19 protein-coding genes are annotated in these 23,765 nt (G+C 39.0%); 6 read left to right on the forward strand and 13 right to left on the reverse strand.

Annotation, left to right across the window (positions count from 1 at the left end; translation table 11 throughout):
• Positions 1 to 3 precede the first annotated feature (3 nt).
• On the reverse strand, positions 4 to 1,278 hold the full coding sequence (gene egtB, locus MB14_RS01075; RefSeq protein ID WP_062587781.1) for an ergothioneine biosynthesis protein EgtB: 1,275 nt from the start codon (positions 1,276 to 1,278) through the stop codon (positions 4 to 6).
• A gap of 118 nt (positions 1,279 to 1,396) precedes the next feature.
• Positions 1,397 to 2,512, reverse strand: coding sequence for a ferredoxin--NADP reductase (locus MB14_RS01080; RefSeq protein WP_062587783.1), 1,116 nt, complete (start codon positions 2,510 to 2,512; stop codon positions 1,397 to 1,399).
• Positions 2,513 to 2,716: 204 nt separating this feature from the next.
• Between MB14_RS01080 and purB the strand changes: the two genes are divergently transcribed.
• Positions 2,717 to 4,060, forward strand: coding sequence for an adenylosuccinate lyase (gene purB, locus MB14_RS01085; RefSeq protein ID WP_062587785.1), 1,344 nt, complete (start codon positions 2,717 to 2,719; stop codon positions 4,058 to 4,060).
• Positions 4,061 to 4,088: 28 nt separating this feature from the next.
• Here purB and MB14_RS01090 read toward each other — a convergent pair whose 3' ends face one another.
• From MB14_RS01090 to MB14_RS01100, 3 genes are read right to left on the reverse strand one after another with little or no spacing between them, the layout of a single operon-like run.
• Complete coding sequence (locus tag MB14_RS01090; protein ID WP_062587786.1) at positions 4,089 to 5,600, reverse strand: TolC family protein; 1,512 nt, start codon at positions 5,598 to 5,600, stop codon at positions 4,089 to 4,091.
• A gap of 15 nt (positions 5,601 to 5,615) precedes the next feature.
• Positions 5,616 to 6,998: an ABC transporter permease gene (locus tag MB14_RS01095; RefSeq protein WP_062587788.1), complete on the reverse strand. Its 1,383-nt coding sequence runs from the start codon at positions 6,996 to 6,998 to the stop codon at positions 5,616 to 5,618.
• Positions 6,999 to 7,007: 9 nt separating this feature from the next.
• Positions 7,008 to 8,522, reverse strand: coding sequence for an efflux RND transporter periplasmic adaptor subunit (locus MB14_RS01100; protein ID WP_062587790.1), 1,515 nt, complete (start codon positions 8,520 to 8,522; stop codon positions 7,008 to 7,010).
• Between the two features lie 325 nt (positions 8,523 to 8,847).
• On the opposite strand from MB14_RS01100, the gene MB14_RS01105 reads away from it, so the two are divergent.
• Positions 8,848 to 9,615 (forward strand): class I SAM-dependent methyltransferase, encoded by a 768-nt coding sequence (locus tag MB14_RS01105; protein ID WP_062587791.1) that lies wholly within the window; start codon positions 8,848 to 8,850, stop codon positions 9,613 to 9,615.
• Here MB14_RS01105 and MB14_RS01110 read toward each other — a convergent pair.
• The 6 genes from MB14_RS01110 to MB14_RS01135 all read right to left on the reverse strand — a co-directional run bounded on the left by MB14_RS01110 (position 9,594) and on the right by MB14_RS01135 (position 15,965).
• Entirely contained in the window at positions 9,594 to 10,574 is a 981-nt protein-coding gene (locus MB14_RS01110) for a glycosyltransferase family 2 protein (protein WP_062587793.1), read from the reverse strand. The two genes, MB14_RS01105 and MB14_RS01110, sit on opposite strands and share 22 nt — an antisense overlap.
• On the reverse strand, positions 10,571 to 11,536 hold the full coding sequence (locus MB14_RS01115; RefSeq protein ID WP_062587795.1) for a glycosyltransferase family 2 protein: 966 nt from the start codon (positions 11,534 to 11,536) through the stop codon (positions 10,571 to 10,573). The genes MB14_RS01110 and MB14_RS01115 overlap by 4 nt, the downstream gene beginning before the upstream one ends.
• 6 nt (positions 11,537 to 11,542) lie before the next feature.
• Positions 11,543 to 12,052 carry a DUF4199 domain-containing protein gene (locus tag MB14_RS01120; RefSeq protein WP_062587797.1) on the reverse strand — a complete coding sequence of 170 codons (510 nt, stop codon included), beginning with the start codon at positions 12,050 to 12,052 and terminating at the stop codon, positions 11,543 to 11,545.
• A 119-nt stretch (positions 12,053 to 12,171) separates the two neighbouring features.
• Positions 12,172 to 12,705, reverse strand: a complete 534-nt coding sequence (locus MB14_RS01125; RefSeq protein ID WP_062587799.1) for a DUF4199 domain-containing protein — start codon at positions 12,703 to 12,705, stop codon at positions 12,172 to 12,174.
• On the reverse strand, positions 12,698 to 13,954 hold the full coding sequence (locus MB14_RS01130; RefSeq protein WP_062587801.1) for a dihydroorotase: 1,257 nt from the start codon (positions 13,952 to 13,954) through the stop codon (positions 12,698 to 12,700). Before MB14_RS01130 ends, MB14_RS01125 begins: the two co-directional genes overlap by 8 nt.
• A gap of 1 nt (position 13,955) precedes the next feature.
• The gene (locus tag MB14_RS01135; protein ID WP_062587803.1) at positions 13,956 to 15,965 is read right to left on the reverse strand and encodes a BatA domain-containing protein; all 2,010 of its coding nucleotides are present in this window, start codon (positions 15,963 to 15,965) and stop codon (positions 13,956 to 13,958) included.
• Between the two features lie 195 nt (positions 15,966 to 16,160).
• Between MB14_RS01135 and MB14_RS01140 the strand changes: the two genes are divergently transcribed.
• Positions 16,161 to 16,502 carry a PadR family transcriptional regulator gene (locus MB14_RS01140; protein WP_053223653.1) on the forward strand — a complete coding sequence of 114 codons (342 nt, stop codon included), beginning with the start codon at positions 16,161 to 16,163 and terminating at the stop codon, positions 16,500 to 16,502.
• On the forward strand, positions 16,499 to 17,086 hold the full coding sequence (locus MB14_RS01145; RefSeq protein ID WP_062587805.1) for a hypothetical protein: 588 nt from the start codon (positions 16,499 to 16,501) through the stop codon (positions 17,084 to 17,086). Before MB14_RS01140 ends, MB14_RS01145 begins: the two co-directional genes overlap by 4 nt.
• 167 nt (positions 17,087 to 17,253) lie before the next feature.
• On the opposite strand, the gene gcvP is transcribed toward MB14_RS01145, so the two are convergent.
• On the reverse strand, positions 17,254 to 20,157 hold the full coding sequence (gene gcvP, locus MB14_RS01150; RefSeq protein WP_062587807.1) for an aminomethyl-transferring glycine dehydrogenase: 2,904 nt from the start codon (positions 20,155 to 20,157) through the stop codon (positions 17,254 to 17,256).
• Between the two features lie 188 nt (positions 20,158 to 20,345).
• Between gcvP and MB14_RS01155 the strand changes: the two genes are divergently transcribed.
• A complete protein-coding gene (locus MB14_RS01155) occupies positions 20,346 to 21,824 on the forward strand; it encodes a M28 family peptidase (protein ID WP_062587809.1) in 1,479 nt (492 codons plus the stop codon).
• Between the two features lie 54 nt (positions 21,825 to 21,878).
• Positions 21,879 to 22,790 carry a hypothetical protein gene (locus MB14_RS01160; protein ID WP_062587811.1) on the forward strand — a complete coding sequence of 304 codons (912 nt, stop codon included), beginning with the start codon at positions 21,879 to 21,881 and terminating at the stop codon, positions 22,788 to 22,790.
• Between the two features lie 49 nt (positions 22,791 to 22,839).
• Here the strand turns inward: MB14_RS01160 and MB14_RS01165 are convergent, their stop codons facing one another.
• Complete coding sequence (locus MB14_RS01165; protein ID WP_062587813.1) at positions 22,840 to 23,715, reverse strand: DUF4097 family beta strand repeat-containing protein; 876 nt, start codon at positions 23,713 to 23,715, stop codon at positions 22,840 to 22,842.
• Positions 23,716 to 23,765: the final 50 nt, after the last annotated feature.

A 23,765-nucleotide genomic window follows, 5' to 3' on the forward strand; every position in this document is an offset into this window, starting at 1 on the left:
AGGTTAAAAGTTTTCTGCTAGTCGGATTCCTGTGAACTGCCAACGTAGGTGTGGATGAAAAAAGTTTCGGTATGTGGGACGGATATGGTTACGACTTGTAGCATATGAACCACCTCGGAGTACCATGGTATTAATCATAAACTTACCATTATACTCCCCTAGCGCTCCTTCTGGCTTTTCGTAAAACGGATAAGCTAAATAAGCACTATTTGTCCATTCCCAGACATCTCCGTAGAATTGAGTGTTTTTACCCTGGCGAGGCATAGGCCTAAAATTTCGGTCGTCCACAAAATTGGCCGATTTTGGAATTTCAGGTTCGTGCAATTTGCAAGCTACTTCCCATTCAAACTCTGTAGGCAAACGTTTGCCCTTCCATTTGGCAAAAGCATCTGCCTCATAAAAGCTCACATGGCTTACAGGTTCATCTGGGTTAATATCTTCTAAGCCCGCTAAGGTATAATGCTTCCAAGCCCCACCTTGCTTAAGCCAATAAAATGGAGCTCGAATATTCTCCCTCTTCACCCATTCAAAACCTTCCATCAACCAATGATTGAAGTCTTGGTAACCACCAGCTTCAATAAATTCCATGAACTCACCATTGGTGATCAACCGATCTTGAATTCGATAGCGGTGAAGAAAAACCTTATGCACACCTTTCTCATTATCGAAATGGAAATCATTCCCTTGATAGCCAACGGTATAAACACCTTCTTCTACTTCAAGAAAATTCTCTGCAAGATTCGGCTGATGTTTTTCCGCCTGAAAGGATTTATAAACTGGAAATAATGGATTGATCCCCAAAATATGTTTGAGGTCGTAAACCAGTAATTCTTGGTGCTGCTGTTCGTGATGGAGACCAATTTTCAATACTTCGATAACCTCATCATCAACCTCCTCTTCTGCAGAAAGAAAATGTTTCATGTGCTCATCTACATACGAACGATAAGCCATAATTTCGTTTACCCAAGGACGTGATAATGCTCCTCGTTCGGAACGAATCCAGCGCTCGCCTTCAGTTTCATAATAGCTGTTGAACAGGAAATGATAATCTTTGTCGAAGACTTTGTAATCAACCATATTAGGTTTCAAAACGAAGTTTTCAAAAAACCAAGTGGTATGCGCCAAATGCCATTTGGGAGGACTAACATCTACCACAGGCTGCACCACAAAGTCCTCTGGTTGCAAAGGCTCGCAAAGTTCGTTGGTTAGTGCTCTTACCTTTAGGTAATTGTCTAAAAGAGTATTAAGAAGTAAAACCTGATCTGTTGAAGAACTCATAATGAAGCAAGGGCGTTTCTTAATTAATCATTTTAATAGTACGCATTTACTTTTTTCAATCCGCACTAATATAAGACCAATAACCCCTGCTAAAAGTTCTGAAAAATTTCAGAAAGGACTAACCAATTTCAATAACAACATCATCGGTAAGCGGGTGACTCACACATGGAAGCACATAACCTTCGTTCAGTTCGGCTTCAGAAAGCCCTTCATCTTCATCCATTTTCACTTTTCCAGACACACATTTACCACGGCATGCTGTACATAATCCGCTTTGGCAAGAGAAAGGCAAATCAATATCTTCATCCAAACCTTTTTCAAGGATAGTCTCGCCAGGTTCAACAATGTATTTGAATTCTTCACCGTCATAAATGACGGTTACTTCGCGCGCAATAATCTCATTGCTCACAGGCTCATTCTCCTTCTTCTTAGCCGCATCCGAAGTAAAACTTTCTTTATGAACTTGAGTCTTCGGAATATTTAGATTAGACAATGATGACTCTACAATATCCATCATTGGACCTGGGCCACACATAAAGAATTCTGTTTGCCCTTCTTCCATTTTAGGCAACATATCCAGCGCTTCTTTAATAATTTCTTGAGTGAGCAAGCCTTTGTAACCTTTCCATTCAGGTGGTGCTTCGCCTAGCACATGTACTACCTTAAAGCACTCTGGATTATCAATTTCCATTTGCGTCAAAGCAGATTTGAAAATAATTGAATCAGCATCTCTGTTGGCATAAATAAGAGAAACCTTTGATTTTGGTTCTTGATTCAACGCGGATTTAGCAATCGACATTAAAGGTGTAATTCCACTTCCGCCACCAAAAAGAACAATATGCCTTTCGTTATTGGAATCGAAAGTAGTAGTAAAGTTTCCTATAGGCTCTAAGACCTCCATTACATCACCTGCTTTCAAGTTATCACCCAAATGATTTGACATCAAACCACCTTCAACACGCTTTACTGTTACAGCTGGGTAATCGTCTACAAATGGTGAAGTACAAAGTGAATATGCTCTTCGTTCTTGCTTTCCATTAATGTTGGCGATAAGCGTGAAAAACTGACCTGATTTGTACTTAATATTTCCAGAAGCTGGTTGTTCAAAGTAAATGCTAATGGCATCAGCAGTTTCGTTTACTACTTCTTTTACTGTTAAGTTTAAATGTCCGGCTTTTACCGAAGGAATTTCACTTTTCTCTGTCTGCTTTTTTTTGAATAATCCGAATGCCATGCTTTAAATTCTGTTTATAGAAATTGTCAGTGTAACAACACCAATGCGTAGAAAGTAGTTTAAAAGAATGCAAAAGTAATCATCATCTGCTGAACTATGAATTGTTCTGCCAATTTAGATGCAGAAACCATGGAAGAGTTACAAAAATGGAGGTTCAAGCCAGTACATTTTAGTATCTTTGCCCTTTCTTTTTAAACCGAAAAAATGGATTTGAATACACTCACGGCAATTTCGCCAATTGACGGTCGCTATAGAAGAGTTACCAATGCGCTCACAGAATATTTTTCTGAATTTGCGCTAATTAAATACCGCGTTGAAGTAGAAGTAGAATATTTCATCGCTCTATGCGAAATTCCTCTTCCGCAATTATCAGATGTGGACCCCAAAGTTTTTGATGCGCTTAGGGCTATCTACATAAATTTCACCGAGGCAGATGCCTTGAGCATCAAAGAAATTGAGAAAACCACGAATCATGATGTAAAAGCGGTTGAGTACTTTTTGAAAGACAAGTTTGAAGCACTTGGTCTTACAAAACACATCGAATTCATTCATTTTGGGTTAACATCGCAGGATATTAATAACACCGCAATTCCTTTGTCTTTAAAAAGGGCCATGCACGAGGTGATTGAACCTTCTATTTTGGAGGTGAAGAACACTATTAATGAAATGGCTGAAACATGGAAAAACATTTCTATGCTTGCCAAAACGCATGGTCAACCTGCTTCTCCAACCAGGTTAGGTAAAGAAATACAGGTGTTTAGCAATCGTATTGAAGAGCAAATGATTCTGTTGGGTGACATACCCTTTGCGGCAAAATTTGGTGGTGCTACTGGTAATTTTAATGCACATCACGTGGCCTACCCAGCCATCGACTGGATTGACTTTGGTAATGAGTTTGTGAAAGAATCACTTGGCTTACAGCGCAGCCACCCTACCACACAAATTGAGCATTACGATCATATTGCAGCCCTTTTCGATAATATGAAAAGGATTAACACCATTTTGATCGATTTCTCTCGTGATGTTTGGCAGTATGTGTCTATGAATTACTTCAAACAAAAAATTAAAGCAGGTGAAGTAGGCTCTTCGGCCATGCCACACAAAGTAAACCCAATTGACTTTGAAAATGCCGAAGGAAACTTGGGAATTGCCAATGCAGTCTTCGAACACCTTTCTGCCAAACTACCAATTTCAAGGCTACAGAGAGACTTAACGGATTCTACGGTATTACGGAACATTGGAGTGCCATTAGGCCATACGCTTATCGCTTTAAAATCGCTTGAAAAAGGAATTAAGAAGTTAGAGTTAAACCAAGCGGCTATTGATGCAGACTTGGATGATAACTGGGCAGTTGTTGCCGAGGCTATTCAAACCATACTTAGAAGAGAAGGTTACCCTAAACCTTACGAAGCGCTAAAAGGCTTGACCAGAACCAATCAAAAAATCACTGCTGAAGTAATGAAAGAGTTTATTCTAACTTTAGAAGTTTCAGCAGAAATAAAAAATGAACTGATACAAATCAGTCCATTTAATTATACTGGCCTATAAGTAAAAAGCCCCTTACGGGGCTTTTTTTTTATTTCTTCGCTCTCTCTATTACTGAATCTGTTTTTGGATCGTATTCCAATAGTTCATTATAAAGAAGCACATCGTCTTTGAAATCATACAAGGTCAATGTTCTTAACTCATAATAAGCATCCCAGTATTGTTGTAAAGCAGCAACATAGTTTCGTATCGCACTATCTTTGCTGGTTCTAGCATTGGTCAACGTAAGAATATCAACTTTACCCGCCAAATACCTTCCGTTAGTAATCTCAAAACGCTTCAAGGCTATTTCCTCACTCTTTTTAGCCAACTCTATTTGCTCAATAATTTGCTGGAAGTTTCTTACCGCATTTGCAATTTCCTGATCGAAAGTAATCATATTTTGATCTATCGTAAACTCAGTCAGCTTCTGCTGCTCATATGCCTGATTCATTCTAGCTTTATTTCTACCACCATCAAGGATAGGCAAATTAAAACTCAACCTGAATTGTGAACCAGCAGCTACATTACTTGATTGGTAAACTTCATTTAGCTCATCTCTTTGCGCACTATTATAGCCATATGAAGCAGATATTGACACGTTAAAGCGAGTTGCCCGTGCAGACGCGACATTACGTTCAGCCTGTAGTCTATCCAATTGAAAGTCTAAATACTCCGCTCTATTATCCTTAGCATACTGCAAAGCCGTTTCATAGTCAATATCAAAAACTGGGACTTCCATGGGTGCTATTAGCTCCAAATCAACATTTTCCGTAAGACCAATAAAGTTTCTTAACTCAAGTGAAAGTGATTGAACTTCTAACTGTGCCTGCTGAGCATCACTTTCTGAGTTTAACAAATCAAGCTCTGTTTGTAATAATTGATCTTCAGTCGAGGTTCCAATGTTATAACGACCTTGTTCCACTTTAAAAACAGTATCATTGGCCTGAGCATTCTGTAAAGCGATCTGTAGATTCTTCTGCTCAACAAGCAATCTAAAAAACAGGTTCGCTGCGGTTTGAGATGCTTGCTCCATAGACTGGACATACGACCTTTTTGATTGTTCATACTCCAACGGTTGGATCTTACTATCCCACTTAAAAGGGTTTACATTAAACAAAGGCTGAGTAATTGAAATACCAACGGGATCACCTTGATAGTATTTATTGTCACCATCAAAATCATCAAACCTTGCTAAGTTAGTTTCGAATGAGACTGTAGTGTTAGTCCAAGGCAACACTTGCTCTAAGCCAAGACTTAAATCCGAATTATTCTGATTTACCTTACGAAATACTACAGAACCATCATTCTGTGTAACTGGTATAGATCTATTAGTGTAATTTGGTAATGTCCCTTGTAGTCTCAATTGAGGTTTTAATTGGGATTTATAAACATTGTAACTCCAATAGCCTAAAGTTCTCTGTGTTTCTGCTCTCTTAGCACTTCTAGAGTTTTCCTTTGCCAACTGAATCACCTCTTCCAGAGTTAAGACTCTTTTTTGTTGGGAAAAGGATACTTGAGACAGACCTATAAATAGTAATGATAATAATATGACCTTCTTCATAATGTTTTTAGAATCTTATTCGTGTCTTAATGATGTAATAGGATCTTGACTTGCAGCTCTTCTAGCGGGAGTAATCCCAAAAATAAGTCCTACAGTAGCAGCCACACCAAATGATATTGCAATAGAAGCAAAGCTAATTTCGGTTGGGAAGTCAGCTAAGGATGAGACCGCAAAGGCTAATGCAATACCCAAAATCACACCTATAATACCACCTGTTACTGAAATTAACACAGCTTCAAATAAAAATTGTGAAACAATATCAGTAGATTTTGCACCAATTGAAAGTCTCAGACCAATTTCTTTGATCCTCTCCATTACAGATGCTAACATGATATTCATAATTCCAATCCCTCCTACTAGAAGTGAGATAGCGGCAATGGCTGCTAACACGATATTAAAAATATTCTGTGTCCGTTGTTGTTGTTTTAAGAGCAACTCGGGAATAGTAATTTCATAATCAATCACTCCAAAATGCCTTCTTTCTAGCATCCTCGAAAGTACTTCAGCCGTGGAGCTCAATTTAGCAGACTCACTAACCTGAACTACCAAACGATCAATTTGATGATAGTTTTTAGGTGCTGAATCTTCAGACTCAGTTGAAGCACCAGAGATAGTAATACTCGGCCCACCTCTTCCAAAATTCATAGCACTTATGCCTCCAAAACTCTTCTTCAAACCAGAGCCCGTCACCAAGTCTCGGTTAATATACCGCACCAGAACTGTTTGTATTGGAGCATATACATCCATGTTATAATCACGAATACCAAGGTTAGAGATGGCTTTTTCTGAAATAAATCTTTCTTTAAGCACGCCAATTACCTCTAACCACTGAGAGCCTACCTTAATCTTTTGGCCAATAGGGTTTTCTTGAGGGAAGAATTTACTTTGAATCCCTTTACCAATAATAGCTACTGGGGCACCTACTCTCAATTGCTTTTCATTAAAAACATCACCCGCATCTAATTCAAAGTTGGCAACCTGAAAATAGCTAGGTTCTACCCCAACTAATTTTGAAGACCTTCTTATCCCGTTTTTAATAATGTATGTTTCTAAAAGAATTTCAGGGCTAAGCCTTGAAATACCTGGAACACTTTCACGAATGCTTTCAACGTCAAGCAACTTTAAACCTGGCGAGAATTTCTTTTTATCGTTCTCATCAGACTCTCCTATTCGTTGCTCAGTTTGCTCTACTACTGGCTGAATAATGATATTATTCACCCCTACCAGCTCAATTTGCTCTAAGATCTCCTTTTGGGCACCATTACCAATGGCCAGCATAGCGATTACAGCGGCTACCCCAAAGATGATCCCCAAGGCAGTGAGCAAAGAGCGCAACTGATTGGCAAGCACTGCTTCCAGTGCGATATAGAAATTAGATAATAAACTTTGCTTGTTCATATCGGATAATTACTTCTGTGATGTACTTGGAGTCCCACCTCTAGTAGCTCCTTCAGCGCCAGTACCACGAGCGCCTCCTGCTGCACCACCACGAGTTCCTCCTCCTCTATTCCCACGTTGCATGTTTTGCATTTGAGAAGGATCTGTTATTCCTTGATCTTTCAATCTTTGGATAATCTCTGGGCTCATTGGAGTTCCGTCAGGCATTACCCATTTACTGTTATCTTCTAAAGTGTTTTCATTAGGATTGATTTCATACTTCTGCATTCTTGTACCGTTCAACTCAGGAATTAATTCTGGCTCTTTTCCATCAGCAAACTCTGGTTTGCTTAAATATAATACATCACCTTCTTCAACACCCAAATCAATAACGGCCTCGTTACTGTTGGTCAAACCAACCTTAACCTCTTGAAGCGTACCGTTTTTCTTAATCACATAGTTGATAGAGTCATTGTAAACATGTAGACATTCTAAAGGCACATGTATTACATCTGTAAGTTTTTGAGTTACAATAACATTACTAGTGGTCATTGATGGTCTCAATTCAGTATCACTTTCATTTACCCTTACAATTACCTCAAACACTTTAGCGTCTGAATTTGGATTTTGCTGCCCCACTCTAGCCACTCTAGTTACTTTCCCAGTAAGTCTTTTATCAGGAAATGCATCTAAGCCAATCTGAACAGGCTGTCCAATTTTTACTTTTCTAATATCAACCTCATTAATATAAGTAGTTGAAATCATACTCGATAAATCCGGAAGTTCAGCAACCTCAGGACTCCAGCCGCTAAGTGAAGATCCTTCAACGATACGTTCTCCTCCAAATCCTTTTGTATAAATCACCATTCCATCTTGTGGTGCATAAATGGTAAAGCTTTCTAATAACTCTAATCCGCTATTATATCGTGCTCTCCTTCTGTTCAAATCCGCAGTCTCTTCAATCATATTGGCCTTAGCCTGAGAAACTTTAAGTTCGTAGTTATCAATTGCTCGCTCTTTATCTCTCAAAAGCTTCTCCAATTCATTCTGATATTTCTTAACCGTTGCTGGTGGCTCATACTGCGATTGCTCAATTTGTAATTGTTTCTCTTCAATTGAGTAATCTAAGTTGATCAACTTATCTCTTTCACTACCTAAAGTAAGAGCCGTATCTATCTTGGCGTTCTCATACTCGGCAATTTGAGCATCTAATTGATCCTTCTCTGATTGAATTTTTTCGAAAAGTTCAGCTTTATCTAAATCAGCAACGTAATCGCCTTGCTTTACAATGGTGCCTTCTTCAACCAATTTTGTAATGGTCATATTTCGAATATTGAAATCTCTTGCGGCAGTTGGCCCCATGATTTTCGTAGACTTTTCGGCAGATAGTTCTCCCGTAGTAGTTACTTCTACAGTAAAATCTCCTTTTTCAGCAGTAGCAAATAATGATGCTGTATCCTCAATGGCATCCGTCTTAAATACGGTGAGGGCAACAACGATAGCTGTAACGACAACCAAACCGATAATAATGAGTTTTTTTCTCATGACTCTTTTTATAATTGTTTTAAAATATGTGCAAAACTAGGGCTATTAACTGTCTCTGCAATTCCATATATAGAAATATGCAGCCACTAAAGTAAAAGCCAAAAAGGCTCGATATGTTTAAAAATCACTGAATTACGTTTATTTAAACCAATGAGTTTCTCGAACCCCTTCTGTCGATCTTAGATGATTTTAACACACGTTTAGTTTAACCGGACTACGGTTCAATTATAAAAACGGTAAATATTCAGTGCAGACAACAGCATGTTCCTTTCAGTGGCAAGCCATGCTTTTAATCTTATCTTCTATCTTTGCGCAAATCGTTCGAATGAAAAGATTCATCAGTTTTGTTATTAGAAAGGTACCTAGAAAATACCTCCAGCTCTTTAGTCATCACCTGTTAAAGGTGGTGAGCATTTTTATGCGTGGCAACAATGTTACCTGCCCAATTTGTGAAATAAGCTACCGTAAATTTTTACCATACGGAAGACTAAACCCCAGAGAAAATGCCCTCTGCCCCGATTCGCTTTCGTTAGAACGGCATCGTTTAATGTGGCTCTACTTAAAAGAAAGAACGAGTTTCTTTACCGCCCCTCATAAACTTCTGCACATTGCCCCAGAACTATGCTTTATCGACAAATTTAAAGCAATGTCAAATATTGATTATACCACTGCGGATTTAGAGTCCCCTTTGGCCGATGTGAAAATGGACGTTCATGATATCCCTTTTGAAGACAATACCTTTGATGTGGTTTTTTGTAATCATGTAATGGAGCACGTGGATGATGACATCAAAGCCATGAGCGAAATTCATAGGGTATTAAAACCAGGCGGCTGGGCTATTATTCAGTCTCCGCAAGATTATAGCCGAGAAGAAACATTAGAAGACCCCACCATTACCGACCCTAAAGAGCGTGAACGTGTTTATTGGCAAAATGACCACGTACGGTTATTTGGTTTAGATTATGGCAAGCGATTGGAAAAGGCCGGTTTTAAAGTAACAGAAGATCGATTTGTGATGGAATTACCAGCTGAAACTGTGAAAAAATATGCGCTTCCAGCTAATGAAATTATTTATTTCTGCGAGAAAGGTTGATTGCCTCTAGGCTTCAATATTTCTGAAATCATACCCATACCATAACCTGTAAGTTGGGTGAAAGCTGCCGTTACACTTAATAAACCTACATCCATGCTTTTATTCAGTATAGAAGAATGGATGAAAATGGCGAATATAAATAAGGTGAGCAGTGCCCCTCCTAGGGTAAATAGAAGTGTTGAATAGAAAATAGTAGTCAGCCAAACAAACAACCCAAGCACAAAAACAGCAGGCAAAGCATGAATCGCTTTTAGTTCTCCCGGAAAGAAACGATTTACGTTAATCCGTGCCCTGCCAAAAAAGTGTAGCTGTTTATAAAAGTGAGAGAAACTGGTTCTGCGTTTATGATAAACAAAGGCATCAGGAATTAAACCTGTTTTAAAACCAGCTTCAATTACTCGAATACTAAACTCGATATCTTCCCCCATTCGGGTGATTTTGTAGCCTTTTGTAGTTTCAAACACCTCTTTGGAAATACCCATATTAAAGCTTCTCGGATGAAAAGTGCCAGCATGTTTCTTATTCCCTCTAATTCCACCCGTAGTAAAAGGCGAAGTCATAGAATAACTAATGGCTTTCTGTAATGGGGAAAATGAAGGGTGCGCTTTATCAGGGCCACCAAAAGCATCTAATGGAGTATGATCTAAAAACTGATTTACTTTTTCAAAATAATCTGCGGGAATGAGGCAATCTGAATCAAAAACTACAAAGTAATCTCCCTTGGCTCTTTCGAAACCATAATTTCTTGAAAAGCCCTGTCCTGAATTCTCTTTGAAGAAATATTGAATAGAAAGTTGGTTTTGATATGACTCAACCACTTGGTCACATTTCTCAGTCGAACCGTCCTCTACAATAATTACTTCAAACTGAGTGTAGGTTTGAAATGTCAAAGACTTGAGCAGTTCATCTACTTCATCGGGACGATTGTAAACAGGAATGATTACCGAATAAAACCTCATTTCTTATCTAAACCAATTTGGTCTTCAAGAATATAGTCGTTTTTGTTTTGCGAGTTCATCGTCATCATTTCGCCTAAAAAACCTGCTAAAAACAACTGGACACCTATAATGATAGCCGCAATGGCTAAAAAGAAAAGTGGTTGATCCACCACATCTCTATACACATTACTCTTTTGAATATAAATCGCATGAATTTTCTGCCATGAGATCCACCCCACAAAAACAAACCCAATGAGGAAAGAAAGTGTACCCAAAGTACCAAAAAAGTGCATTGGCCTTTTCTTGTAACGCGACACAAAAGAAATAGAAATTAGGTCGAGGAAACCGTTGATGAAGCGTTCCAAACCAAACTTGGTAGTACCGTATTTTCTCGCCCTGTGCTCTACTACTTTTTCACCAATTTTAGTAAAGCCATTGCGCTTAGCGATTACTGGAATGTAACGATGCATTTCGCCATACACCTCAAGCGTTTTAACCAGTTTATGGTCGTAAGCTTTTAAACCACAATTAAAATCATGGAGTTTGATACCCGATAAAATTCGGGTAATTCGATTAAAAAATTTAGAAGGAATGGTTTTAGAAATTGGGTCGTGGCGCTTTTTCTTCCAGCCAGACACCAAATGATATCCTTCTTTGATCATGGTATATAGGCCTGGAATTTCGTCAGGACTATCTTGCAAATCAGCGTCCATAGTAATTACCACATCACCTTCGCAATGCTTAAAGCCTACATTCAAGGCAGCCGACTTTCCATAATTGCGATTGAATTTCAATCCTTTGATGGGGAAATTCGGAGACAGCTTTTGGATTTGCTCCCAAGAACTATCGCTACTGCCATCGTCTATCATTACCAGTTCATAAGATAAGCCGTGTTCAATCATGACACGGCTTATCCAATTTACTAGTTCAGGCAACGACTCTTCTTCGTTATAAAGCGGTATTACTACTGAAACTTGTACCAATGTTTTCTAGAATTCGTCTTCTTCGTTTTTCATTATGGCTGAAACAATCAAGCCAAAGATCAATCCTGCGAAAATAGCCATAATAAAAGACATGATGGCCATAAACTCTGGGCTTGTAAAGAATGCCATCATTCCTTCAACATCCGCGGCATTTCCTTGATCTGGCGGAGGACCGAATGGGCTGTTTTGTTGTGCGTCTTTAATGAAGTCTAAATACGCAGGGTCTACAATAAAGTAAACATAACTGGCTACAGAGCGAATTAACCCACCTATAAGAGACACCATCATCAGAATTCCAAAACCCTTTCCGAATGACATAATGTTGCCATTGTTTGCTTTGAATTCCTTACAAGCAAAAACAAAGACTCCAATTACAATACCCCATTGAATAAACATTCCTACAAATGGCAACTGTATTCGTGCCATCGCCATGGCTAAGGTGTATAACGTACTTACAAGGCCAAAGATAACTCCGAACTTAATCCCTATCTGGCGACCTGTTACTTGTTCTTCCATAATTTCTAATTTTAAGGTTGATGAATTGAAATTAATAATTTTTAGGAAGTAATAGAGAAATAATGAATGTTAAGATTCAATTTACTTAAGCGAATCATTTTGAGGATTAGCGAACTATTTTAAGCTCGACTAGACCTTAAAATAATACTGAACACTGGCGTAACCACTAAACCAATCAATAACTTCTTAATAAAAACATCGAATACCAACGTACTTCTTGTGGTATTTGTGATCATTTCATATTGCTCTAAATAACTTTCTTCGCTTAATGCAGCTACAATCATATCCTTTCTATTCACTAAATCTTCTTGAGCGGTAATAATAAACTCGCTTAAAAAATCTGGATTTCCCCAGTAAATAAAAACCAAATAGAAAAGGGCAAAAATGGCCGCAGTAGTAACGTAAACAATAAACCCGATGGTCATTCCGTGGTAAAATCTAAACTCCCCACCACCAACATTATCTTTATAGTCCTTTAATGCCAAAAAAAGGAAAATCACGATAACCATGATATCCAATAGGAAAGAAAGCAAATTTCGCCATGGTTGAAGCCCCATATAGTAGAACACCAAAAATGCGATAATGGTGAAAAGAGCCGTTACAGCACCATATTTAAACGATAAACGGGTAAGCTTTGGATTTACTTTAATCATTAGAAATAAACTTTCCGTTATTCACTATTCCAACCACTTTTCCTGTCATTTCTTGGTTGAAGAATGGAGAAGCTACTGATTTAGACTTATTCGTTTTTCCGTTGTAAGTCCATTTCACAGTTGGTGAGAAAATAGTTAGTGAATCACCACCTTCTTTAACGGATGCCTGCTTAAGACCCAAAATCTTTCTGGGAGCTGCAATTATACTTTCTAAGCAGTTCTCAGTTTCTTTTCCTAAAACACTAAGCAAAGCGGGGTAAAAAGTTTGTAGCCCAATAATTCCAAAATCAGCCAAATCAAATTCTAACTGCTTACTCTCTTGGTCGTGCGGTTGATGATCGCTTACTATCACATCGATGGTTCCATCCTTCAAACCTTCGATTAGGGCAAGTCTATCTTTTTCGCTTCTGAAAGGAGGGTTTACTTTGAAGCTAGTGTCGTAATCCATTAAGTTTTCATCTGTGAAAAGTAAATGGTGAATACCGACATCGGCTGTTACTTTTAGCCCTTCGGCCTTAGCTCTTCTAATTCTTTCTACTGCTCCAGCTGAAGAAATCAAACTGAAGTGGATTTTTCCTCCTGCATATTTCAACAGTTCCAAATCTCGGTCGATCATTACTTCTTCTGCCAATTCAGGCATGCCCTTCATTCCCAAGATGGTACTCACCTGTCCTTCATGCATGGTGCCAAAAGCGGTTAGCATTCTGTCTTCAGGTCGGTTGATCAATACTCCATCAAAAGTTTGAAGGTATTGTAAGCTCTTTAAAAGGATGTCCGTATGCCAAATCGGTTCAATGCCATCTGTAAAAGCGACTGCACCAGCAGTATGCAAGTCGATCATTTCTGTAAGCTCTTTGCCTTGGCAACCCAAAGTTACTGCAGCAGCGGGGTGTAAATTCACATCCGCACCTTTGTTCCACTTTAAATAATAGCTAATGCTATTTTTATTAGAAGTGACCGGATCGGTGTTGGGCAGTAGCAATACATCGGTAAAACCGCCAGCAACGGCAGCCGCAGAACCCGACTCTAAATCTTCTTTGTGTTCTTTTCCCGGATCAGTAAAGTGAGCCCGCATATCGAACCAACCTGGTGAAACCATCAGGTTTTCATGTTCAATTACAGTTCCATCAAAACTAATCTGGTTTTCAATTTTTTTAATGACACCATCTTGAATAAGGATGTCTTTGATCGAATTATGATGCGGAGAGGAAGGGTCTATTACCTTGGCAGCACGGATTAAAATTTCCATATCACAAATATCGGATTAAAATTACTTCCGCAAAAAGAAAAAGAAGCCCAAGCATTAAAGCATATTTCCAAAGATTGATTCCTTTAATTCCTGCTGTCAATTCGCGGTTCACTTCTATTCCATCTTCTGCCTGAATTACATTGATGTTCTTCGCTTGCGCTATGGTTTCCAATTCATCAATAGAATGGCGTTCCACAGACGATTCTGCTTTTGATTGATTGAAAGCAATGGTGCCCAATTCCGTTTCCCCCTTCATAATGGTGTAATGCCCAGCACTCAATTCATCTTTAGGGATTTCCATCATCAAGTTTTTACCAGAAATACGTTGGTCTGGTGTGATTCTATTCTCTCCATCCGCTAGTGTTACAATATCGTTAGCAGTTAAATTTTCTTCCAATGGATATACCATAGTTTGCTCATCTGTGAGATAATAGAGTTTGGAAAGATTGACTTTACTGCCCAAAGCCAGCTTATACATGACGGGTACAAAAAGGGAGTGACTCGGGAAGCTTGTAGCTTCTGCACTGAAATCACTTGAAAAAACATAGGCGTTTCCTAAAGGTAATTCGGCCTTAGAAAGGAATTCTCTCCCATTCTTAAAATTCAGCATACCCAATTCGCTATTGATCAATCGGTAAGTAATAGAAGCTTCTGGCATGGCGATGGCCTCATTTGTGTTTTCGAAAACGCCATCAAAAAATGGGTTTTGGAAATTAGGTTGTCCCAAGCCTAAACGCTCATCAGAATCAAACCTTATGGTAAGGCCTAATTGAGAGAAAGTCTGAAAGTTGCTTTCGGCAGATGGAATGATCAACACTGTACCATTCCTTTCCAAAAAGGTTTTTAGTGCTGAAATCAATTGATTTGAAAAATCTGAAAGTTGGTTCAGTATAATAATATCACTTTGCAGTAATTCATTATTGTCAATGTTATTGGCGTTGAAAGCCTGATAATTGAACAACTCATTATCTGCATAAAGCTGTTCTATGAAGTCATTAGAGCCAGGCCCTTTCACTTCATGCACAATCACCCTTTCAATATTATTCAGGGTTAAAAAGTATTCGTTGTCGAATAGAACTTTGGAGTCGTCAAGCGTGACCTTTGCTTTATTAAGTCCAGTGGCAGATTGTTCTACCTCAAAAACATGTTCTTTAATTCCGTTGGCAGGCACATTCACCAAAGCAGTACTGGACAGTTGGTCGTCAAAAAACAACCTAATATTCACATCTTCAAAATCCTCTGTGCCTTCGTTTCTGAGCACCACCTTGAGGTTGTTTTTCATTGCCCCTAGCAAAAAGCTATTCTCTAAATAGGCCGTATCGAAATAAAGGTTGCTGTTATTTTCACCTTCAATAGGCATTAAATAATAGTTGCGAAGACTATCGCTGGCAATGCTACTCAATTCATTTCCCTTACTTTTCTGAAAATCGGAAATCAAGTAGACATCTCCACGGAAGCCACTGGCCGCAATTCGCGACTGAATCTCATTCATACTTCTTCCTACCCCAGATAATTCCAATTCGGTAAACCTGTCTTTAATAGTAGAAGCCGTATAACTGGTGTTTAAAGAATTTCCATAGCCGTTTTCGAGGAATTTAAACTTGGCCGACTCAGGATAAGCATCCACCACACCAGCAGATAATGAATAAGCACGATCGAAGGCACTTTGCTGCGAACTTACTGGCATATCCATACTCAGTGAATTATCGAGATAGATCAGCACTTCATCAGACAATTCCTGATCGTTGGCGTTGTCTTTGAAAATGGGCTGCGCGAAAGCAAGAATTAAGAAGGCAAGAAACAAGAGCCTTGAAAGTAAAATCAGCAATTCTACTGGTTTGCGTTTAGAAGAACTTTCTTCCTTCACCCTTTTCAGCAAGGCGATGTTGGAAAACTGTACACGCTTCACCCTTCGGAAATTGAAAAGGTGAATGATTACGGGAATAGCCAAAGCTAAAAGCCCCCACAGTACTGCTGGATTGGCAAATGTTAAAACAGTGAATATCGTCAAAGCGGATTTGTTATTCTATGGCTTCAAAAACATAACTACGTAAAAATTGATTTGAATATGTAGTTCTGCTCAAAATTTATTCGAATGGTTGCTAATATACAAGAAGTGGAGCCTCGTTTGGTCAGAATAACCACCCTCTTCCAAAAAAATCTCTAAGAATTTTGAATACATTGTATTATGATGTATTATTGTTCTATGTATTCAAGAGAATTATTAAAAGGCATACTCAAACCCATTATTCTAAAGCTGCTTTCGGAAGAAGAAAGAATGTATGGTTATGAGATTGTGCAGAAGGTAAAAGAGAAAACGGAGGGCAGAATCTTAATTAAGGAAGGTTCACTCTATCCTACGCTTCACGCATTAACGAAGGAAGGTTTTCTGACCACTGAATCCGTACTAGTGGGCAATAGAACCAGAAAATATTACTCACTCACAAAGAAGGGAACTGGATTAGTGGCTCCCACCATGCAAGAGTTATCTGACTTTCAGTCTACACTATCCTTACTTTTTGGAAAACAAAAACCAGCTGTATCATGATTAATGCTAGCCAAACACAGCAAATCAGAAGCTATTTGCTTCAGCAAGGCTTTACAAACCCCGAGTTAATCGATGATTTAGTAGACCACCTTTCGTGCGAAATAGAATTACTGATAGAGGATGAACAAATGGACTTTGCTACGGCATTTTCAAATGCCAAGGAAAAAGTAATGCCCGATTATGCTATTCAGATTGAAAACGACTTAAAATTTTTAACCACCAAAAAATATAACACTATGATCAAAAAACTCGCATTTATTGGAGGCTACGCAAGTGCAGTTTGTCTGTGCTTTGCCATTTTATTCTTCAGTCAATCGCTATTAGGCTCTAAAGGTTCTGAATTTAAAATGCAAGCCATACAAGCAGAGTACTACTCTGCCAATCCGGATGGCACAATAAGTCCATACGGCTTGGAACAACAAATGAATACCATACGATTAGAAAATGCTGTTGAGTCATCCCTGAAGTTTGACCTAGCAGAGACCTTCTTAATTATCTCTTTTATTCTTTTTGCAAGCCTTTACCTCCCTTATCAATTCTATAGCAAGTATCAACGAAGCGAAGAATCGCTTCAGCAAGCATAAATGAAGTTAGCTTAACTTTTGGAGGGTTACCAACCCAATCTGAAGCAGCTACAAAAACCCTCCAAAAGTTTGTGATTTTAAGGGGTGAAATTTCGTTTGTTCAGCACACAAAAAAAACGCCTCGCTACTTTCGTAACGAGTCGTTTGTGTTTTAAATCAAAGCTGGTTTATACCGCAGCTTCTTCTGGAGCATAATCTGAAACAGGAATACAGCTACACATCAAGTTTCTATCGCCATAGGCAGAATCGATGCGGGCTACTGTTGGCCAGAACTTGGCTTCTTTCACATATTCAGCAGGATAAACTGCTTTTTCACGCGAATAAGGTCTTTCCCAGTTTCCTTCCAATACCATGGCTTGAGTATGTGGTGAATTGATAAGAACGTTATCACTCTCATCAGCAATTCCGTCCATTACTTCTCTGATTTCCTGACGAATGCTCAACATGGCTTCACAGAAACGATCCAATTCTACTTTCGATTCAGACTCTGTTGGTTCGATCATCAAAGTACCCGCTACTGGGAATGATACCGTTGGCGCATGGAAACCATAGTCCATCAAACGCTTGGCAATATCACCTACCTCAATTTTACTAGCTTTAAAGTCACGACAATCCACAATCATTTCATGTGCACAACGTCCTTTCGATCCAGCGTATAGAATTTTGTACTCCTTCTCAAGAATGGCCTTAATATAGTTTGCATTCAAAATGGCCAACTTGGTAGCGTTTGTCAATCCTTCAGCGCCCATCATCGCGATGTAAGCGTAAGAAATTGTTAGAATACTAGCGCTACCCCAAGGAGCTGCAGAAACCGCAGTAATTGCATGCTCTCCTCCACTTTCTACAACTGGGCTACCTGGTAAAAACGGTGCAAGGTGTGATCTCACTCCGATTGGTCCCATTCCAGGCCCACCACCACCGTGAGGAATACAGAAAGTTTTATGCAAATTCAAGTGACAAACGTCTGCACCAATAAGACCAGGACTAGTTAAGCCCACTTGAGCATTCATGTTAGCGCCATCCATATAGACTTGTCCGCCATTGTCATGCACAATCTGACAAATGTCCTTGATACTTTCTTCAAACACACCGTGGGTTGAAGGATAAGTTACCATTAAGCAAGAAAGCTCATTGCTGTTTTGTTCTACCTTTAATTTAAGGTCTTCTACATCAATGTTTCCACGCTCATCGCAAGCGACCAATACCACTTTCATACCTGCCATCACTGCAGAGGCTGGGTTGGTACCGTGTGCCGAAGTTGGGATAATAGCCACATTACGCTGCATATCGCCTCGGCTTTCGTGGTAAGCTCGAATCACCATAAGGCCAGCGTACTCTCCTTGCGCACCAGAGTTTGGTTGCAAAGAAACATCGTCAAAACCAGTGATTTCAGAAAGCCAATCCACTAAATCGTTGAAGAGCATTTGGTATCCTTTAGTTTGGTCTAAAGGAGCAAAAGGATGAATACCACCGAATTCTGGCCAAGTTACTGGCACCATTTCAGCCGTAGCATTCAATTTCATTGTACAAGAACCCAGAGAAATCATGGAATGCACCAATGACAAATCTTTGTTCTCTAATTTTTTGATGTAACGAAGCATTTCGTGCTCAGAGTGGTACTGATTAAACACTGGGTGTGTCATGAAATCAGATGTACGCTCTAAGTTTTTCGGAAGTTCAACTTCTAGACCAGCTGCCTCAGCATCCAAATCAAATTTCACTACCTGACCGCTTGCCTCTGCAAATACATCAAGTATCAGTTGAATGTCGTCAACTCTGGTGGTTTCATCTACAGAAATACCAATATCTCCGTTTTCGAAGTACCTGAAGTTGATTTCATTTACTTCGGCAATCGTTCTAATTTTATCTGAAACAGAAGATTCTGCTTCAATTCTTAAAGTGTCGAAATACACTTCGTTTAATTGCTTAAACTCTAATGAAGTCAAGCCTTTCTCTAATAGCTTCGCGAAGCCATGAATTTTAAGAGCAATATGCTTAATACCTTTTGAGCCATGGTAAACACCATACATTCCGGCCATTACCCCAAGTAAAACCTGAGCGGTACAGATATTAGATGTTGCTTTTTCTCTTCTTATATGTTGCTCTCGGGTCTGAAGCGCCATTCTGTAGGCCTTGTTGCCTTGGCTATCAATAGAAACTCCAATAATTCTACCCGGAATCTGACGCTTGAATTCGTCTTTCGTAGCAAAATAGGCAGCATGTGGCCCACCATAACCCATTGGTACACCAAACCTTTGAGTGGTACCTACTACCGCATCAGCCCCCATTTCTCCCGGAGGAGTTAATAGCGCTAGCGACATTAAGTCGGCAGCAGCGGTTACAAATACATTATTGGCTTGTGCTGTTTCAATAAAAGATTTGAAATCTCTTACGCTACCGTCACCTGCTGGGTATTGGTAAAGCACACCGTATAAATCTTCGCTGGTTAAATCAAGCTCTTCAATCTTGCCAATGACCAAATTGATCCCGACAGGAATCGAACGTGTTTTTAAAAGATCAATGGTTTGGGGGAAAGTATTTTCGTCTACAAAGAAAGTATTCGCATTTTTCTTTTCCTTCTTTTTCAAACCTGAAAACATGAACATGGCTTCAGCCGCTGCGGTAGCCTCATCTAATAAAGAAGCATTTGCGATAGGCATTCCAGTAAGGTCCATTACCATAGTTTGGAAGTTGATCAAGGCTTCTAATCTACCTTGAGCAATTTCTGCTTGATAAGGAGTATAAGCAGTATACCATCCTGGGTTTTCAAGAATATTTCTTTGAATTACACCTGGAACAATGGTGTCGTAATAACCCATTCCAATGTAAGATTTGAACAGTTGGTTATGGCTAGCAACCTGTCTCAAATCCTTTAAAAACTGGAACTCCGATTTAGGGAGAGGCAGGTTCAACGGCTCCTTCATTCTAATGCCTGCAGGTACCGTTTCATCAATCAATGCATCTACGCTTGGTAATCCGATTACCTTAAGCATTTCCGCTACATCTTGCTGATCAGGACCATTGTGTCGATCTTCAAATTTTTGGGTTTTCCTTAAATCAATCTTAGTCATATCCAGTATTCCAATAGGGTGTAAATTCTCACTTTTGAAAAGAAGCACAAATGTAAGAGTCTAGCTGTGAAAACCCTTAGTTCACAGCTAAAAAAGAATACCATTTGAGTAACAGTTAAGCCGTACTTTTAAATATTTTTTTAGCTTTGGTGAATTAATAAAACTGCAACATTAAACAATACATTCCAATGAGGAGATTATTAACACTTTCGGTGGTGGTTTGTTTGTTTTCGCAAGGCTTAGTGGCGCAAGATAAAACTGCCATGAAGTACGGGAATACAATCACTCCACAAGACATGAAGGCAAAGCTTAGCGTTTTGGCTTCTGATGAGTTTATGGGTAGAGAAACAGGAACTGAAGGCCAAAAAATGGCTGCTAAATTCCTAGAGGATTTCTACAAAAAAATTGGTTTGGTAGGGCCTGTAAATGGTACTTACCGTCAGAAATTCAGCATGTATCAGTCAGACTGGTCTGATGTTTATGTGAAGGTAAAAGGCAAAAAGAAAATGAATGGTAAAGATTTCATCTTCTCTGGAAATGCCAACATGGACAAAGAAATAAAATTACCTACTGTTTATATTGGTGATGGTTCTGCCATTTCTGGAATGGACATTAAAGACAAAGGTGTTATTGTAACAGGAAACTCAAGAGAGGTTCAAAGAAACTTACTTCAGGCTGGTGTAAAAGCCATTTTTGTAGTTAGCGCTGATGATGAGCAGTTTATGCAAACCTTACCTCGTCAGGCCGCTTTCAGAATGAAGGGAAGACTTCGTCCGAACAAAGAAAACACTGGCAACGAGAGTATTGTATTTAACATCACTAAGCAAATGGCTGCTGATCTTTTAGGGTCAACTCCTGCAAAATTGGACGCAGCTGCTAGCTCTCCTTCTTCAATTAAAGAGAAAAGTGTAAGCTTTCAAGTAAAAGAGAAACTTGCTGAAATCGCTACTGAGAACATAATGGCTTATTTAGAGGGTACCGACCTTAAAGACGAAGTTATTGTAATCTCTTCTCACTATGATCACATTGGTCAGAATGAAGATGGAACTGTAATCAACAACGGTGCTGATGACGATGGTAGCGGAACTACAGGCGTAATGGAACTTGCTGAGGCTTTCGCTCAAGCAGCTAAAGAAGGTAACAGACCACGTAGAAGCATTCTTTTCTTAAATGTAACTGGTGAAGAAAAAGGGCTTTTAGGCTCGGCTTATTATGCTGACAACCCAATTTTCCCTCTTGAAAAAACGGTTACTAACCTAAATATCGACATGATTGGTCGTGTTGATCCTGAGCATGAAAACGATAGAAACTACGTTTATGCAATTGGCTCTGAAAAACTTTCTAGCCACTTAAAAGTAATTTCTGAGTATGCTAACATTACATACACTGGCTTAAACCTAGATTACAGATTTGACGATCCGGCTGATACCAACCGTTTCTACTACAGATCAGATCACTACAACTTTGCTAAGAAAGGTATTCCAATCATTTTCTACTTCAACGGAGTTCACGCTGATTACCACAGACCAACAGATACGGTTGACAAAATTGAATTTGACGTAATGGCTCAAAGAGGTCAGTTGGTATTCCATACTGCTTGGATTTTGGCTAACCGCGATCAAAGAGTACCTGTTGATAGAACAGATGATATGACTTACGATCGTTAAGATTAACGATTGAAATCTAATTGAAAAGGGTTACTTTAGAGTAGCCCTTTTTTTATGCCTAGCACTCTACATATTCTCAATGGCGATAACAGCCTTTATCTTCTTACTAAGTCTGGCATTAGCGGAGACACCGCGGTTTGGCGCGAAGTATTAAGCGATGGCCCTGCGCTTAATTCCTTCGGAACAGATGAGTTTTGGCGAGCCAGAGAAGCTTTTATGACTTCTTTTACTCAAACCAGTTCAAGTGACTATGAAGAAAAGGTTATTGATGAGTTTAAGAAAATCCAAAAATTCGAAACCTATAATGAAGTGGTTCTTTGGTTTGAATACGACCTATTCTGCCAAGTGAATTTAATAGCACTACTTCATTGGTTTAAACAACAAGACAGAGGTGATATCAAAATTTCTCTAGTTTGTGTAGGGCAAGTAAGTGGCTATGAAAAACTAATGGGGTTGGGAGAATTACCGGCTGAAATGTATCCTAGCTTATTTGAACAAAGAAGGATTTTAGGTAGGAATGATTTCAATTTTGCCTCTGATGCTTACCAAGCCTTTTGCTCCAATGACCCTAGAGATTTGGAGAACTTCACTCTTCTTCCCTCCAACGAATTCCCTTATTTGGCCAAAGCACTTCAAGCACACTTAATGCGTTTTCCTTCTTCAAAATCTGGGCTCAATTTGATCGAGCAAGAAATTATTAAAATTATTAAATCGGGAAAAGATACTGAAAGAACACTCATTGGAGCTTTACTTCAATGGCAAGAATACTATGGATTTGGAGATCTTCAGTATATAAATTACCTGCATCGGTTGAGTGCAATACTAGACATAAATCAAACCATCACGATAAAAGAGAATTACCGTTCAGCACAGATTGACAGAAATTATCTTCTTGGGGGCGCATTAGTAAGCGATTGGGAGTGGAATGAAGAAGACCAAGAATTAAAACCAAGGCCACTAAATTAAAAAAGGCGCAACTCTCGCTACGCCTGTCATTCTATTTTTTGTGAGTAGATTAATTTCTACTAAGTCTCACTCTACCATCTTCGGTTCTAATTTCCACATTGGCCTTACCTCCAGCCAACTTGAATTCCGAACGATGGTCTGATTCTCTAACAGTTTCAAATGCACTTGAAGTGCGAACACTACCATCATCCTTAAGTATTGAAAACTCTCCACCACCGCTAGTGACTACAAATTCAATTGAAGAGTCTTCACACCGAACAATATACCTTCCATTATCTGACAATGAGGTTTCTAGCATCACATCTCCATCTTCAATATCAATATCAATGTCGCTAAAATTTCCAGCCCTCACTTCCACATCACCATCTTCAGACTCGACAGTTAAAGCCCCACTTCCTCCATCAATTCTAAGGCCTCCATCTTCAAGTCTAAATTCTAAATCACTGCTTTTGCAATCAATAATTTCAATATCTCCATCTTCGGTTTCCATGTAAATTTTACCATTTACATTTCTTACTACATAGTCATCGTCTTCGCCTTTCACACGAATAGAAACCGACTCGGGTAATTCAATATCAATCCGATAATCTGTTCTAATAGAACCCATTTGAATTCTAACGCCACTTCTTTCACGCTCAGTGATATGTAAGTCATCACCTCGATTTTCTACAATCACATTGAATTCTGACCTACCAGAAGAAAAGCCTCTTACTTCTTGCGTTCGGTCAATCTTAACATGAGCATCAGTTCTACTACTTCCTGTAATTCTTACTTCAGCATCTTCTGAATTTAGATAGAGCGTTCCCGAAGCACCAATGCTATAAGTTTTATCTAAATGGAATTCGCCATCCCTCTGGGCATTGGCCTTTGGTGCTGCAATAAGGCAAACCAGCCCTATTCCAACAGATGTAATCATTTTTTTCATTGTTGTTTGAGTTTTGATGTAATATAAATTTAATAGAATTCGACCAGACT

Source organism: Roseivirga ehrenbergii, from assembly GCF_001593005.1.
GTDB lineage: Bacteria > Bacteroidota > Bacteroidia > Cytophagales > Cyclobacteriaceae > Roseivirga > Roseivirga ehrenbergii.

Excerpts from the sequence above, each read along its gene's own strand:
- MB14_RS01160 (WP_062587811.1), top strand. The coding sequence starts at position 21,879 with ATGCCTAGCACTCTACATATTCTCAATGGCGATAACAGCCTTTATCTT.
- MB14_RS01110 (WP_062587793.1), bottom strand. The coding sequence starts at position 10,574 with ATGAGGTTTTATTCGGTAATCATTCCTGTTTACAATCGTCCCGATGAA.
- MB14_RS01165 (WP_062587813.1), bottom strand. The coding sequence starts at position 23,715 with ATGAAAAAAATGATTACATCTGTTGGAATAGGGCTGGTTTGCCTTATT.
- MB14_RS01125 (WP_062587799.1), bottom strand. The coding sequence starts at position 12,705 with ATGATTAAAGTAAATCCAAAGCTTACCCGTTTATCGTTTAAATATGGT.
- purB (WP_062587785.1), top strand. The coding sequence starts at position 2,717 with ATGGATTTGAATACACTCACGGCAATTTCGCCAATTGACGGTCGCTAT.
- MB14_RS01095 (WP_062587788.1), bottom strand. The coding sequence starts at position 6,998 with ATGAACAAGCAAAGTTTATTATCTAATTTCTATATCGCACTGGAAGCA.
- MB14_RS01120 (WP_062587797.1), bottom strand. The coding sequence starts at position 12,052 with ATGGAAGAACAAGTAACAGGTCGCCAGATAGGGATTAAGTTCGGAGTT.
- egtB (WP_062587781.1), bottom strand. The coding sequence starts at position 1,278 with ATGAGTTCTTCAACAGATCAGGTTTTACTTCTTAATACTCTTTTAGAC.
- MB14_RS01090 (WP_062587786.1), bottom strand. The coding sequence starts at position 5,600 with ATGAAGAAGGTCATATTATTATCATTACTATTTATAGGTCTGTCTCAA.
- MB14_RS01080 (WP_062587783.1), bottom strand. The coding sequence starts at position 2,512 with ATGGCATTCGGATTATTCAAAAAAAAGCAGACAGAGAAAAGTGAAATT.
- MB14_RS01130 (WP_062587801.1), bottom strand. The coding sequence starts at position 13,954 with ATGGAAATTTTAATCCGTGCTGCCAAGGTAATAGACCCTTCCTCTCCG.
- gcvP (WP_062587807.1), bottom strand. The coding sequence starts at position 20,157 with ATGACTAAGATTGATTTAAGGAAAACCCAAAAATTTGAAGATCGACAC.
- MB14_RS01155 (WP_062587809.1), top strand. The coding sequence starts at position 20,346 with ATGAGGAGATTATTAACACTTTCGGTGGTGGTTTGTTTGTTTTCGCAA.
- MB14_RS01100 (WP_062587790.1), bottom strand. The coding sequence starts at position 8,522 with ATGAGAAAAAAACTCATTATTATCGGTTTGGTTGTCGTTACAGCTATC.
- MB14_RS01105 (WP_062587791.1), top strand. The coding sequence starts at position 8,848 with ATGAAAAGATTCATCAGTTTTGTTATTAGAAAGGTACCTAGAAAATAC.
- MB14_RS01140 (WP_053223653.1), top strand. The coding sequence starts at position 16,161 with ATGTATTCAAGAGAATTATTAAAAGGCATACTCAAACCCATTATTCTA.
- MB14_RS01145 (WP_062587805.1), top strand. The coding sequence starts at position 16,499 with ATGATTAATGCTAGCCAAACACAGCAAATCAGAAGCTATTTGCTTCAG.